Origin of the sequence: Kribbella sp. NPDC056345 (assembly GCF_042262745.1) — a bacterium.
Taxonomy (GTDB): domain Bacteria; phylum Actinomycetota; class Actinomycetes; order Propionibacteriales; family Kribbellaceae; genus Kribbella.
Genome location: NZ_JBHJQQ010000007.1, coordinates 157,788 through 171,487, shown reverse-complemented (window position 1 = coordinate 171,487; position 13,700 = coordinate 157,788). Strand labels below are relative to the sequence as shown.

The 13,700-nt window shown below is 67.8% G+C and carries 13 protein-coding genes; 4 read left to right on the top strand and 9 right to left on the bottom strand.

The window, feature by feature from the left end:
• Position 1: 1 nt before the first annotated feature.
• The 3 genes from ACFCV3_RS25035 to ACFCV3_RS25025 are packed head-to-tail and all read right to left on the bottom strand — an operon-like array spanning position 2 to position 3,079.
• Positions 2–1,051, bottom strand: a complete 1,050-nt coding sequence (locus ACFCV3_RS25035; RefSeq protein ID WP_376033644.1) for a phosphotransferase family protein — start codon at positions 1,049–1,051, stop codon at positions 2–4.
• Positions 1,044–1,838 carry an SDR family NAD(P)-dependent oxidoreductase gene (locus tag ACFCV3_RS25030; RefSeq protein ID WP_376033642.1) on the bottom strand — a complete coding sequence of 265 codons (795 nt, stop codon included), beginning with the start codon at positions 1,836–1,838 and terminating at the stop codon, positions 1,044–1,046. The genes ACFCV3_RS25035 and ACFCV3_RS25030 overlap by 8 nt, the downstream gene beginning before the upstream one ends.
• The gene (locus ACFCV3_RS25025) at positions 1,835–3,079 is read right to left on the bottom strand and encodes an acyl-CoA dehydrogenase family protein (protein WP_376033640.1); all 1,245 of its coding nucleotides are present in this window, start codon (positions 3,077–3,079) and stop codon (positions 1,835–1,837) included. The genes ACFCV3_RS25030 and ACFCV3_RS25025 overlap by 4 nt, the downstream gene beginning before the upstream one ends.
• 81 nt (positions 3,080–3,160) lie before the next feature.
• Here ACFCV3_RS25025 and ACFCV3_RS25020 point away from each other — a divergent pair, with 81 nt between their 5' ends.
• Positions 3,161–3,748, top strand: a complete 588-nt coding sequence (locus tag ACFCV3_RS25020) for a TetR/AcrR family transcriptional regulator (protein ID WP_376033639.1) — start codon at positions 3,161–3,163, stop codon at positions 3,746–3,748.
• Between the two features lie 11 nt (positions 3,749–3,759).
• On the opposite strand, the gene ACFCV3_RS25015 is transcribed toward ACFCV3_RS25020, so the two are convergent.
• The 3 genes from ACFCV3_RS25015 to ACFCV3_RS25005 all read right to left on the bottom strand — a co-directional run bounded on the left by ACFCV3_RS25015 (position 3,760) and on the right by ACFCV3_RS25005 (position 6,706).
• Entirely contained in the window at positions 3,760–5,205 is a 1,446-nt protein-coding gene (locus tag ACFCV3_RS25015) for a M81 family metallopeptidase (protein ID WP_376033637.1), read from the bottom strand.
• 23 nt (positions 5,206–5,228) lie between these two features.
• Positions 5,229–5,597, bottom strand: coding sequence for a YciI family protein (locus ACFCV3_RS25010; RefSeq protein ID WP_376033635.1), 369 nt, complete (start codon positions 5,595–5,597; stop codon positions 5,229–5,231).
• A 98-nt stretch (positions 5,598–5,695) separates the two neighbouring features.
• Positions 5,696–6,706 (bottom strand): LacI family DNA-binding transcriptional regulator, encoded by a 1,011-nt coding sequence (locus ACFCV3_RS25005; RefSeq protein ID WP_376033633.1) that lies wholly within the window; start codon positions 6,704–6,706, stop codon positions 5,696–5,698.
• A gap of 125 nt (positions 6,707–6,831) precedes the next feature.
• Here ACFCV3_RS25005 and ACFCV3_RS25000 point away from each other — a divergent pair, with 125 nt between their 5' ends.
• Positions 6,832–8,736, top strand: coding sequence for a discoidin domain-containing protein (locus ACFCV3_RS25000; RefSeq protein WP_376033632.1), 1,905 nt, complete (start codon positions 6,832–6,834; stop codon positions 8,734–8,736).
• Here ACFCV3_RS25000 and ACFCV3_RS24995 read toward each other — a convergent pair.
• On the bottom strand, positions 8,733–10,289 hold the full coding sequence (locus tag ACFCV3_RS24995; RefSeq protein ID WP_376033630.1) for an alkaline phosphatase D family protein: 1,557 nt from the start codon (positions 10,287–10,289) through the stop codon (positions 8,733–8,735). The two genes, ACFCV3_RS25000 and ACFCV3_RS24995, sit on opposite strands and share 4 nt — an antisense overlap.
• 112 nt (positions 10,290–10,401) lie before the next feature.
• Between ACFCV3_RS24995 and ACFCV3_RS24990 the strand changes: the two genes are divergently transcribed.
• Positions 10,402–10,929, top strand: a complete 528-nt coding sequence (locus ACFCV3_RS24990; protein ID WP_376033628.1) for a GNAT family N-acetyltransferase — start codon at positions 10,402–10,404, stop codon at positions 10,927–10,929.
• Here the strand turns inward: ACFCV3_RS24990 and ACFCV3_RS24985 are convergent.
• Positions 10,843–11,457, bottom strand: coding sequence for a hypothetical protein (locus ACFCV3_RS24985; RefSeq protein WP_376033626.1), 615 nt, complete (start codon positions 11,455–11,457; stop codon positions 10,843–10,845). The genes ACFCV3_RS24990 and ACFCV3_RS24985 overlap by 87 nt on opposite strands.
• A gap of 27 nt (positions 11,458–11,484) precedes the next feature.
• On the opposite strand from ACFCV3_RS24985, the gene ACFCV3_RS24980 reads away from it, so the two are divergent.
• Entirely contained in the window at positions 11,485–12,243 is a 759-nt protein-coding gene (locus ACFCV3_RS24980; protein ID WP_376033624.1) for an aminotransferase class IV, read from the top strand.
• On the opposite strand, the gene ACFCV3_RS24975 is transcribed toward ACFCV3_RS24980, so the two are convergent.
• Positions 12,240–13,697 carry a CCA tRNA nucleotidyltransferase gene (locus ACFCV3_RS24975; protein ID WP_376033622.1) on the bottom strand — a complete coding sequence of 486 codons (1,458 nt, stop codon included), beginning with the start codon at positions 13,695–13,697 and terminating at the stop codon, positions 12,240–12,242. The genes ACFCV3_RS24980 and ACFCV3_RS24975 overlap by 4 nt on opposite strands.
• Between the last annotated feature and the right edge of the window lie 3 nt (positions 13,698–13,700).

The window sequence follows — 13,700 nt, the reverse complement described above, 5'->3', positions numbered from 1 at the left end:
GTCACGCCTGCCGGATGATCCGTCGGCAGCGCCGCTCGAGGATGTTGACCGGGAGCCAGAGGTTCTTGAACCGCGGGTTGCGCGTCTGCTTGTGGTGATAGCGGTAGTAGATCTGCTGCGCGATCACGGCCAGCCGGAACAACCCGAACACCTCGTAGAACGCCCAGTTCTCCGGCTTCAGCCCGGAGCGCTCGGTGTAGTAGGCAACGATCTCGGCCCGGGTCAGCATCCCCGGCGCGTCCGCCGGCTGCAGCCGGAACCGGCGGAACGTCCAGTCGTCATCGGCCTGCACCCAGTACGCGAGCGCGCCGCCGAGGTCCATCAACGGATCGCCGAGCGTGGCCAGCTCCCAGTCCAGGATCCCGGCCACCCGCTCCGGATCGTCGGGAGCCAGTACGACGTTGTCCAGCCGGAAGTCGTTGTGGATCACGCACGTGCGGACGTCGGCCGGCCGGTTCGCCGCGAGCCACGCCATCACCTTCTCGTAGCTCGGCACGTTCCACGTCTTCGCCTTGCGGTACCGGTCCGACCAGCCGCTGACCTGGCGGCCGACGTACCCCGCGCCTCGCCCGAGATCGCTGAGACCGGCCGCGGCCGGGTCGACCTCGTGCAGGTCGACGAGCCGGTCGATGAGCGTGCGGCAGAGCTGACCGGTCTGCTCCGGGGTGAGGTCGACGCCGAGCCCGGAGCGGCGCGGGATCGTACCCGCGACCCGCTCCATCACGTAGAACTCCGAGCCGATCACGGCAGCATCGGTGCAGTGGGCAACCATCGTCGGGACGTACGGGAAGACGGGTTTGAGCGCGGCCTGGATCCGGTACTCGCGGCCCATGTCGTGCGCGCTCTTCGCCTTCGTCCCGGCCGGTGGGCGACGCAGGATCAGGTCGTGACCGGGGTAGCTCAACAGGTAGGTCAGGTTGGAGGCGCCACCCGAGAACTGCTTGACCGCCGGCTCACCCGGCGGCAGTTCGGTGTGTTGCCGCAACCAGGTGTCCATCGCCGTGACGTCGAAGGCGTCCTCGTCGCGGACGGCGCGAGCACCGTCACCCATTTGCCTGCTGAGCCTGTTCTGCGCGTCGGTGAGCCTTGGCTGCGGTCTTGCGCATCTGCCGGTCGTACAGCGGGCGGGCCCAGCGCTTGGTCAGATAGGCCACGCGAGCAGGCCGGTCCGGGATGATCAGGAAGCGCTTCTTCGCGATCGCGGCCAGCACGACCGTCGCGATGTCGTCGGCGGTCCGTGGCGACTTCTCGATCAGCCTGCGAGCGCCCGACTCCATCGCCTTGTCGGCGCCCTGGAACGAATCGGCCAGGTTGGTCTGGAAGAACGACGGGCAGATCACCGACACCGTCACGCCGAAGGGCTGCAGCTCGTGCCAGAGCGTCTCCGACAGTGCGACGACCCCGGCCTTGACCGTGTTGTACGAGCTCATCATCGGCGGATGGATGAGCCCGGCGACCGAGGCCGTGTTGACGATGTGGCCGGAGCGCTGACGCTTGAAGACCGGCGTGAACGCACGGCAGCCGCGAACCACACCCATCAGGTTGATGTCGACGACGCGGTCCCACTCGTCCAGGGTCTCGACGTCGATCCGGCCGCCGGTCGCGATTCCCGCGTTGTTGACGAGGATGTCGAGTCCGCCCCAGTGCTCGTCGCACCAGGCGACCGCGGCATCCCAGTCGGCCGGGTTCCGCACGTCGAGTCGCAGATAAGGACCGTCGTCGCCGGCGAACGTCGTACCGATGTCGGTCCTCAAGACCTGGTGGCCTTGGGCAACGAACTGCGCGGCCAGCGCAGCACCCAGACCACTCGCTCCACCAGTGACCAGTACTCGACTCACGCTTTGGCCTCCTTCTGTACGGCGAGGTAGCCGGCCAGCTCGATCCGCGCGACCACGCCGCGGTGCACCTCGTCCGGACCGTCGGCCAGGCGGAGCGCCCGCGCGCTCGTCCAGGCGGCGGCGAGTGGGGTGTCGTCGGAGAGACCGCCACCGCCGTGCAGCTGGATCGCCATGTCGATCACATCCTGCGCCATCCGCGGTACGGCGACCTTGATCTGGCTGACCTCGCTGAGCGCACCCGCGAGCCCGACCGTGTCGAGCAGGTACGCGGTCTGCAGGACCAGCAGCCGGGCCTGGTTGATGGCGATCCGGGCATCGGCGATGCGCTCCCGGTTCCCACCGAGGTTGACCAGTGGCTTGCCGAACGCCTCCCGGCTGGTGCCACGCTTCAGCGCCAGCTCGAGTGCCTTCTCGGCCAGGCCGATCAGCCGCATGCAGTGGTGCACGCGACCCGGGCCCAACCGGCCCTGCGCGATTTCGACCGCGCGACCGGGCCCGACCAGGATGTTGGCCGCCGGCAGGCGGACGTCGGTGAACGACACCTCGCCATGACCGAACGGCTCGTCGAACCGGCCCATCGCCGGCAGCAACCGCTCGACCTTCACACCCGGGTGGTCACGTGGGACCAGCACCATGGTGTGCCGGGCGTAGCGATGCGCGTCCGGGTCGGTCAGCCCCATGAAGATCAGCAGCTCACACTCGGGATTGCCGACACCGGTGCTCCACCACTTGCGCCCGTTGAGGACGACCTCGTCACCCTCGACGATCGCGGTCGCGGCCATGTTGGTCGCATCCGACGAGGCGACCCCCGGCTCCGTCATACAGAACGCGGAGCGGATCGTCCCGTCCAGCAGCGGCTCCAGCCACTGCTTCTTCTGCTCGTCGTTCCCGTAGCGCAGCAACACTTCCATGTTGCCGGTGTCGGGCGCGTTGCAGTTGAAGATGTACGGCGCGATGAACGACCGGCCCATCAACTCGGCCAGCGGGGCGTAGTCCAGGTTCGCCAGACCTTCGCCGTACTGCTCGTTACCGGGCTCGGCGGGTGGGAGGAACAGATTCCACAGACCCTGGGCGCGGGCCTTCGCTTGCAGCTGCTTGAACACCGGCTGCGGCTGCCACGGATCGGCGGCAGCCCGGGTCGCGGCGTGGATCTCCGCCTCGACCGGGTCGATCTCGGTCCGGATGAACTCCTCGACCCGCCCGATCAGGTCCTGCGCACGGGCGGACGGTTCGAACCCCATGTGACAGCACTCCTTCCGAAACCGGCGGGGTACCGCCGGGTAGGTTTGACCGTAGCGCCCTTTTGAGCAATGCTCAACACTGTGGACAACAGGTTGACCGCGGAAGATCGGAAGAAGCAGCTCGTCAAGATCGGCTTGATGATGTTGCGCGACAAACCGATCCACGAGCTGTCGATCGATGCCATCGCCGGCCAGGCCGGGATCTCTCGCAGTCTGCTCTTCCACTACTTCCCGAGCAAGCGCGACTACTACGTCGCGGTCATCTCCGCCGCCGGTCGCCGGCTGCTCCGGGTGACCAAGCCGGACGAGGACCTACCCCCGGACGAGGCGCTCCGCGAGATGCTCGTGCAGTTCGTCGCCTTCATCTCCCGCCGAAGGACGGCGTACATCTCCTTCGTCCGCGGTGCCGCCGGCGGTGACGACTACGCCGTCGAGGTGTACGACGACACCCGGATCGGCCTCTGCCGCCGCATCCTCACCTACCTGGGTACCCCCGAGGTCGCCGACAACCGCTCCTCGATCGAGTACCTCCGCATCCACGCCTGGCTCAGCTACACCGAAGACCTCGCCATCGAGTGGTCCGGCCTCCCCGAAGACGCCCGCCCCCTGACCGCCGACGAGCTCATCGACCACACCCTCGAAGCCCTCCAAACCCTCCGCAAACTCTGACCCACACCCGGTTAGAGGAGTTCGGGCTTCAGGGTCGGCTCTGGCATTTCGGGGTCGAAGGGGTAGAGGGGGCGGGTTATGGCGTGGTGGCCTAGGCGGAGGAGGTCTTGGTCTACGCCGCCGGGGGTTAGGGCCAGGAGCCAGTCGGCGGCGAGGGTGTAGAGCTCTGGTTCTAGGTAGCCGATCTTGACGATGACCAGGTCGGTGGTGGCTGGGTCCAGGCCGAGCAGGGTGAAGTCGGCGAGGTGGTGGTAGGGCTTGCGGCGGGAGGTGAGGATCGCGTGCAGACCGCCTACCTGGATGACGGCTACGGTTCCGCCGACTGGGTCTTCGGAGAGGGAGAACACGGTGCCGGTGACCTCGACCGGGCCTGCGGGGCCTGAGTCGACCTTGCCGCCGGCGGCGACGCTGATCGGGTTGCCGACACCGGCCGCGACACAGGCTGCGACGGCATCGGGGTCGGTGATGCTGGCGTGGATCACGGTTGCCTGGCCGCTGGTGAGTTCCTCGACCGACAGCAGTTCGCGGAGCGTCCACGACACGTCGCCGGCTCCGCCCGCGGTCGGGTTGTCCCCGGAATCGCTGATCAGGAACGGGCGCGCCGTACTCTTCAGGCCCGCGGCGACGCACTCGTGCAGCGTCCCGGTCGGTGCCACGAACTCGAAGTCGTCGCGCGCATCCCAGTAGGCCTTGGCCAGCTCGGTCGCGCGCTCGGTGATCAGCGCTTCGTCGTCACCCATCACCACCACGGCCGCCTGACACCGCGGTTCGTCGGCCCACGCGTACCCGACCCAGACCGCGGCATCCAGTACGCCGGGCTCGTCCGCGATCTCGCCGACCCGCTGGTAGATGGAGGCCGCCGGCTCGATCCGGGTCGACGTCTTCTCCCCCGGCAGCAAGACCGGCACCTGGATCCACGCCTTCTTCGGCTTGCCCAGCCCCGACTGCAACCGCTCGACCAGATTTCGCGCCGTCCGCTCCCGGCTCTCCATCGCGTCCTCGTGCGGTGCCATCCGGTAACAGGTGATCAGATCAACGGCCGAGGCCAGCTCGCGCGACACGTTGCCGTGCAGGTCCATCGAGGTCGACACCATCACGTCCGGTCCGAGCGCGGCGCGCACCCGGGTGGCCAGATCCGCCTCGGCGTCCTCGCGGCCCACCACGCTCATCGCGCCATGGATGTCGAAGAACAGTCCGTCCAGCGGGCCCGCCGTACCGATCCGCTCGATGATCTCCGCGGACAAAGCGTCGTACACCTCGGCAACGACAGCCCCACCCGGCAACGACCGGGCATGTAGCAACGGCACCCACTCGATGCCGTCGGCCCACTCCTTCTCCAGGAAGTCGTAACGCGCGAGCAGATCCTCCCCACGCCGTACGTCGAAGTCGTCCAGGCCGGCGCGATGCGGCGAGAACGTGCTGGACTCGATGGCGATCCCGGCAATCCCGATCCTCATGAAGTCCAACCTTTCACATCCGCTCAGGGGGTCGCACTGGTTTCGACGGACGGGGGAAAGCGGTGCACCTCCTGGGGCCAGTCGAGGGCGACGGCGAGCCGGCCGGCCCAGTAGCGCGCGGCTTCGTCGTCGGGTACGGCGATGGCGGCGAACCCACCGAGGTGTTCCTTGGACTCGACATACGGGCCGTCGGTGAAGATCGGCTCGCCGTCCTGGGCCGTGACGCTGCAGAGAACGGACGAGGCATCGAGGCCGCCGTTGCCGAAGAGGTAGACGCCGGCCTCCGTCATCTCCTCGATCACGGGTCGCACGGACGCGGCCTTCTCCTGGAGCTGCGCTTCCGTGTGCTCAGGGACCCACTCGTCGTTGAAGCTGATCAGGTACTCGGGCACTGTCGTCTCCTATCGAGTCTGTGCGAAGCCGGTTGGCCGTCGCACATGAAGTCCACGAACGGCAGTACTCCGATCCGACACCATCCCGCAGGCGAATTTCAACGACGCGCGGTCGAGCCGCGGACGACCAGTTCGGTGGCCAGCTCCACGTGGAGGGCTTCGAGGGTGTGCCGGTCCAGCAGGCGGGTGAGCAGGCTGACCGCCATCCGGCCCATCTCCGCCAGCGGCTGGCGGACGGTGGTGAGGGCCGGGGTGGTGGCTTGGCTGAGGTCGAGGTCGTCGAAGCCGGCGATGGAGAGGTCGGTCGGGACGCTCAGGCCTTGGGCGGTGGCGGCCTGGAGAGCGCCGATGGCGGCCTTGTCGTTGAAGGCGATCAACGCGGTGGGGCGTGGGTCGAGGGCGAGGAGTTGGGTGGCAGCCTCGTAGCCGTCCGCGGTGGTCGGATGGGTGTGGCGGACGAGGTCGGCGTTGGGCAGGATGCCGGCGTCGGCGAGGGCGGCGTGGTGACCGGAGAGCCGAGCGTCGGCAGCGAGCCATTCACGAGGGCCGGCGATGACGCCGATCCTGGTGTGGCCGAGCGCGGCCAGGTGGGCGGTCAGTTGGCGGGCGCCGGAGTGATGCGCGGCTGAGACCGAGGGGATGTCGCGCGGGAGGGTGGTGCGCGGGTCGACCACGACGAACGGGAAGCGGCGCGAGCTCAGGCGGACGAGGTCTTCGCTCGACTCGGGCGGGAGGATCAGGATCGCTCCGGCCAAACCGCTCTGGGACGGGATTCGGGACAGGACCGGCTCATGGGCGGCGGCCTCGCCGGCGTTCAGGACGACCTGGCGGCCGTGTCGGTCGAGGGTCTCGGCGATGGACGAGACGATCAGGCCGAAGTAGTCGGTCAGCAGATACGGGCAGCGCACGTAGACCGCACCTGCGACGGGCTTCGGCGTACCGCCGCGAGGGGTGGGAGCGCGCAGGCCGAGCTCCTCGACCGCGCGCTCGACCAGGAGTCGCGTCTCCGGCGCCACGCTGCCCTGCTGGTTGAGGACCCGGGAGACCGTCGCGGTCGACACCCCGGTCGCGGCCGCGACATCGCGCACGGTCGCGCGCTGCCTAGGCATTTGTTACATCGCTTTGTTTCACGCTCAGCACTCTAGTGGTGCGCCTGGAGCCATTGACAGAGATCGAGAGAGATCGTTTCCTGAGGTCGTTTGTTGCACTTGTGTTTCACACCCTGAGGAGTGCGATGCGAACACCGATGATCGCCACCGCCTTGGCGCTCACCACCGGTCTGCTGACCGTGCCGACCGCCGAGGCCCACCACCCGACCACCCAGGTGCGGAGCTGGGTGACCACCCCGGACCGGGCCGAGCTCCTGCACGAGCGCGCACCGGTCGCCTTCCAGCGAGATGACAGCGACCTGACGACGATCACGGTCGACCCGCGAACGACGTACCAGACCATGGACGGTTTCGGCGCTTCGATCACCGACTCGTCGGCGGATGTGCTCTACCGGCTGACCCCGGCCGTCCGCGACGAGACGCTGCGGAAGCTCTTCGATCCCCGGCAGGGCATCGGCGTCAGCTTCCTGCGGCAGCCGGTCGGGTCGTCCGACTTCACCGCCGCGACCGAGCACTACACGTACGACGATGTCGCGCCCGGCGAGACCGACTTCCAGCTGAAGCAGTTCAGCATCAAGCACGACGAACAGCAGGTGCTGCCGCTGCTCCGCCGCGCGAAGCAGCTCAACCCGGCGCTCAAGGTGATGGCCTCCCCGTGGAGCCCGCCGGCCTGGATGAAGACCGGTGACTCGCTCGTCGGCGGTCGCCTCAAGGACGACCCCAAGGTGTACGACGCCTATGCGCGCTACCTGGTGAAGTTCGTCGAGGCGTACACGCGGGCCGGCGTACCGGTCGACTTCCTGTCGATCCAGAACGAGCCGCAGAACCGCAAGCCCGGCGGCTACCCCGGCTCGGACGTCCCGGTCCGGCAGGAGGCCGAGGTCATCTCGCGGCTCGGGCCGCTGCTGCACAAGACCAGCCCGCGGACCAAGATCCTCGGCTACGACCACAACTGGTCCACGCACCCCGCCGACATCGGGACCACCCCGCCCGGTGAGGACCCGGAGACCGACTACCCGTACAAGTTGCTGCGGACGTCGGCCGCGAAGTGGATCGCCAGTACGGCGTATCACTGCTACTCGGGCAATGCGGCGGCTCAGACCGCGTTGCACAACGCCTTCCCGGACAAGGGCATCTGGTTCACCGAGTGCTCCGGTTCGCACGGGCCGAACGACACCCCGCCGCAGATCTTCCGCGGCACGCTCACCTGGCACGCGCGCAACCTGATGCTCGGCACCACCCGCAACTGGGCGAAGTCGGTCGTCAACTGGAACATCGCCCTCGACTCCACCGGCGGTCCGCACCTCGGTGGCTGCGGGACCTGCACCGGTCTCGTCACGTTGCAGGCCGATGGCACGGTCACGACGGATGCGGAGTACTACACGATCGGCCACCTGTCGAAGTTCGTGAAGCCGGGTGCGACGCGAATCGGAAGCACGTCGTACGGGACGACCGGATGGAACGGGCAGCTGATGACGTCCGCCTTCAAGAACCCGGACGGCTCGACGGCACTGCTGGTGCACAACGAGAACGACGAGCCGCGGAAGTTCGCGGTCGCGGTCGGCGACCAGTCGTTCGAGTACGAACTGCCTGGTGGTGCGATCGGGACGTTCACCTGGCCGTCCTCCCGCCTGTCGACCCCGACGCCGGTGTCACTGGCTGGTGCGACAGCGATCGCATCGGTCAACGGCACCGAGGCCGGACTTGCGATCGATGCGGACGGATCGACCGTGTGGTCAAGCAAGGCTGCCCAGGCGCCGGGTCAGTCGATCCAGCTCGACCTGGGTTCCCGCAAGCTGTTCCGGCAGATCGCCCTCGACAGCGGCGGACAGCTCGGCGACTTCGCCACGAACTGGTCAGTTGCCGTTAGCAACGATGGAGTGCAGTGGTCGAAACCGGTGACCGGTACGTCGTCCGGCCAGCTGACCACGGTGACCGTGCGACCGTCGTACGCGAGGTATGTCCGGATCACCTCGAACGGCACCAGCGACCACTGGTGGAGTCTGGCGGATCTCCGGATCTATCGCTAGACGACGTTGTCGAGCCGGGCGCTGCCCCGTCCGGTTCGCAACTGGTAGCTGGTGCTGACGCCCGCGTCGGGGTGGAGCTTGTCGACCGCTCGGTACGACAGCTTCGCCTCGTCGCGGGTCACCTCCAGTACGCCGTACCCGTGTTGCCGCATGTCGATCTGCTTCAGGTGCGGGTTGTACTGCAACCGCTTCTGCTCCTCGGCCTTCGCCCCGGCCACGCCCTTGGTGTCACCGGTGTTCGTCGACGACACCGACGGTACGACGAACTCCACGCCTGCTCGCTTGGTCCCGGCCGGGTTGCCGGGGGTGCCCGGAGCGAACCCCGTGTTCCACAGCTCACCCGAGTACGTGTCGTGGTCGTCGCCGGTCACGACAACCAGGTCGGAGACGCGATCGGCCGCGAGGGACAGCAGTTCGGTCCGCTCAGCGCCGTACCCGTCCCAGGTGTCCATGTAGGCCCGCTCGCCGCCGGCGCCGGTGACCATGCCCATCATCATGTTCGGGTTCGCAAGCACCTTCCACTGGGCACCGGACGAACGCAGGCCGTTCTCCAGCCAGGCCTTCTGATCGGGGCCGAGCATGCTCCGGCCCGGGGCATCCGCCGCCGCGCAGATGACGCTGCCACCGTCGTTGCACGGCTGGTCGTCCTTGTACTGCCGGTTGTCGATGGCAAACAGTTCGACCGTCTTGCCGAGCCGAAGCGAGCGATACGTCCGCGTCATGTTGCCGGCGTACCGCGGAACCGGCATCCGCTCGAACCACGTGTGCCAGGCCGCCGACTTCTTCTCCTGGAAGAACAGTTCGGGGAGCGACCATTTGTTCTTCGTGTAGTTGTTGCGGAACTCGTGGTCGTCCCACAGCGGCAGGAACGCGTGCTGCGCATGCATCGCCCGCAGGTCGTCGTCGCTGCGATAGAGCGTGTACTTCGCGCGCATCGTCGGCAGGACCTGTGGATAGAGGTTCAGGTCGATCCCGCGAACGCCGGGGACCGTCGCCTCATAGACGTAGTCACCGAGACCGACGACGAGGTCGAGCTCCTCCGCGGCGAGATGCCGGTGCACCGCGTAGTACCCCTCGGTGAAGCCTTGGCAGGTGAAGAAGCCGATCCGCACCGGCTGGTTCGAGTCCGCCGGGCGCAGCGTCTGGAAGCGGCCGACCGGCGAGACCGTGTCCTTCCCGCGGAACTGGTAGAAGTACTCCTCGCCTGCGGTGAGCCCGTTCGCCGGGAAGTGGACGCAGCCGTCCCACTGCTTCTCCGCGATCACCGTCTTCACGATCACCGGCCGGGACAGATCGCGATTCCGCGAGACCACGACCGCCAGCTCGGCATCACCGTCGAACAGCCCCCGCGGCACACGGGTCCACAGCATCGCCCCATCGGTCCGCGGCACCCCAGCCATCACACCCTCGGGAAACGTCGCCCCCGTGACCAGCGTCGGCGACGCATCCGCCGCGGTCCGCAACGCCGGCGTACCGAACGCCTCCAGTGGCACGGCGGCCGCCACACCAAGACCACCTACCGTGCCGAGAACAGTACGCCGAGTCACAGTCATAGTCGGGATAATGAAATATTTTCATGAATAGTGGAAGACCTCACGGCGATCCGGGCCCGGCGAGAGGAAGTCGAAACAGTTGCGTCACGCCTGCTTGCTACCGTCCGGACGCATGATCGAGGACCTGGAACTGCGCGCCGTACCGGGCACCGACCCCGCCGTGCTCACCCTCGCGACCGCGCAGCAGGCCGAACTCGCCGCGGTCTACGGTGACGACCAGCCCCAGGTCAGCCTGCACCCCGACATCACCTTCACCCTGCTCCTCCTCGACGGCAAGCCGGTCGGCTGCGTCGGCCTGCAGCCCGTGGCGCCCGGTCTGGGCGAGATCAAGCGCATGTACGTCGTTCCGTCCGCGCGCGGCTGGGGTTTGTCGCGGCAACTGCTCACTGCGGTCGAGGCGGACGCGCAGCGCAAGGGGATCACCAAGCTCCGGCTGGAGACGGGGACTCAGCAACCCGAGGCGATCGCGCTCTACACGAATCACGGGTATGCCCCGACGCCGCCGTACCCGCCGTTCGAGCATGAGCCGGCGTCGCTGTGCTTCGCGAAGGACCTAGGGCAGGTCGAGGACGAGGGTGTCGCCTTCGGGGTGGAAGCCGAGGCGGTTGAGGTACGGCGAGGAGTCACGCATCCGGGGTGAGGCGAGGACCTGGTGGAAGCCTTGGTCGGTGAAGACGTCGCTGCGGCGGTAGACGAACTCGCCGGGGGTGAAGTCGCGGTACTTCGGGAGTACGTAGTCCAGGTCGATCTGGGCGCGGCCCTCGCCGGCGTCGTGGGCCAGGACGACGCCGATCGTGCGCTCGCCGCGTTGGACGAGGAAGGCGTACGGGCTGGCGGACAGGGCGAAGCCGGGGTTGAAGCGCCTGATGTCGCGGGCGTGGGTGGCCAGGACGTGACCCAGGTACGCGTCGTCCGAGTTGACCCGGAGCACCTCGTACTCGGCGTCGTCGTGCCGGTGCCGGAGCAGCCGCCACAGGTGCACGACGTTGATGACGGCCAGGACGGCGTTCATACCGACCATCGGCCAGACCTCGATGACGAGGTTGAAACCGACCAGGATCACGCAGCCGACCAGGTTCAGCAGGCGGAGCCGCAGGATCCGGGTCTGCAGCAGCGACACCACGACCAACGCGGATCCGCCCCAGCCGATGATGCTCCACACGTCCACGCTGCGAGCGTAGACCAGAATGACCCTGTGCCAGAAACCTTGTTCCTGAACGGCGAACCACTGCCCACTGTGACTCAGGAGTTGCTCCGAGCAACTACATATGGCCACTTCTCCTCATTGCAGGTCCGCGACGGCCGCGTCGACGGCCTCGACCTGCACTTCGAACGCCTCGACCGCAGTTCCCGCGAGGTCTTCGGCCGGCCACTCGACGCCGACCGGGTCCGCAGCGATCTCCGTACGGCGCTCGCCCAGGAACGCGACTGCAGTCTGCGCGTCAACGTGTTCTCACTCGCGGGCGATCTCGACCTGCTGATCCGCCGCAGCGAACCGATCGAGCCCGGCACCACACCACTCCGGTTACGCCCGATCCAGCACCAGCGCGCGCTGCCGCACCTCAAGCACACCGGCACGTTCGACCTGATCTACCACCGGCGCCAGGCAACAGCCGCCGGGTACGACGATGCCCTGTTCCACACCGCCGCCGGTGAAATCTCCGAAGCGTCGATCTGGAACATCTGCTTCGCCCGTGGCACCACGATCGTCTTCCCAGCCGCACGGGTCCTGGCTGGAATCAGGCAACAGGTTCTGCAGCGCGGCCTCGCCACCTTCGAGCTGCGCCCGGTGCACTTCGACGACCTGCCGGCCTACGACGCTGCCTACCTGACGAACTCCATCGACCCGGCGCTCCCGGTCGCCGCGATCGGAGCACGGTCGTTCGCGCCGCATCCGGAGTCGGCCGCGACGATCGCGGCCGCCTACGCGACCCAAGAAGCGCAGCCGATCTAACGCTCGGACCACCAGCGAAGGAGTTCTTCGCGAGCCCGGTCCTCGCCGAGGGGGCCTTGGTCGAGGCGAAGCTCCATCAGGAACTTGTAGGCCTCGCCGACCTCGCGACCTGGGGGCAGGTCGAGGATCTGCATGATCTGGTTGCCGTCCAGGTCGGGGCGCAGGGAGTCGAGCTCCTCCTGCTCCTGAAGCCGGGCGATCCGATCCTCGAGGTCGCTGTACGCCGCCCGCAGGGTTTCCGCCCGCCGGCGGTTGCGGGTGGTGCAGTCGGCGCGGGTCAGAACGTGCAGGCGTTCCAGCTGATCACCGGCGTCGCGGACATAACGCCGTACGGCGGAGTCGGTCCACTCGCCGTCGCCGTACCCGTGGAAGCGCAGGTGGAGCTCGATCAGCTTGCTGACCTGGTCGATCTGCTCGTTGCTGAAGCGGAGTGCCTTCATCCGCTTCCGGGCCAGCTTCGCGCCGACGACGTCGTGGTGATGGAAGGTCACCTTGCCGCCGTCCTCGAAGCGGCGCGTCTTCGGCTTGCCGATGTCGTGGATCAGCGCGGCGAACCGGCTCACGAAGTCGGGCGCCGGATACGGGAGCCGTGACTCCAGATCGATCGCCTGATCGAGCACGGTCAGCGAGTGCTCGTACACATCCTTGTGCCGGTGGTGCTCGTCCTTCTCCAGCCGCAGCGCGGGCAGCTCGGGCAGCACATGGTCGGCGAGCCCAGTGGTGACCAGCAGATCCAGACCGATCCGCGGGTGGTCGGCGCAGATCAGCTTGATCAGTTCGTCGCGGACCCGCTCGGCCGACACGATCGTGATCCGGTCGGCCATCGCGGTCATCGCGGCGACCACTCCCGGATCCGGCGTGAACCCGAGCTGGGCGGCGAACCGGGCCGCGCGCATCATCCGCAACGGGTCGTCGGAGAACGAGTCCTCCGGGCTGCCGGGGGTCCGGATCACCTTGTTCGCGACGTCGGCGATACCGCCGTACGGGTCGACGAACTGGTGCGACGGGAGCAGCACGGCCATCGAGTTCATCGCGAAGTCGCGCCGGGCCAGGTCGCCCTCGAGGCTGTCACCGTAGGCCACCTCGGGTTTGCGTGAGGTGGGATCGTAGGACTCCGACCGGTAGGTGGTGATCTCCAGGACCCACTCACCCTTCCGACAACCGATGGTGCCGAACGCCTTGCCGATATCCCAGACATGGTCCGCCCAGCCGGCCAGCCGCCGCTCGACCTCGTCCGGATGGGCAGAGGTCGCGAAGTCCAGATCCTTGCTCCCCCGGCCGAGGAGAATGTCCCGGACGGGTCCACCGACGAGGGCGATCTCGTGGCCGGCGGCGGCGAACCGGGCGCCCAGTTCGTCCACGACAGGGGCGATCGCCAGCAGTGACTGGACGCCTTGCCGCTGTACGGCGGACAGGGATCCGGCAGGGCCTGACTGGTCGGCAAATGGTGACACGGG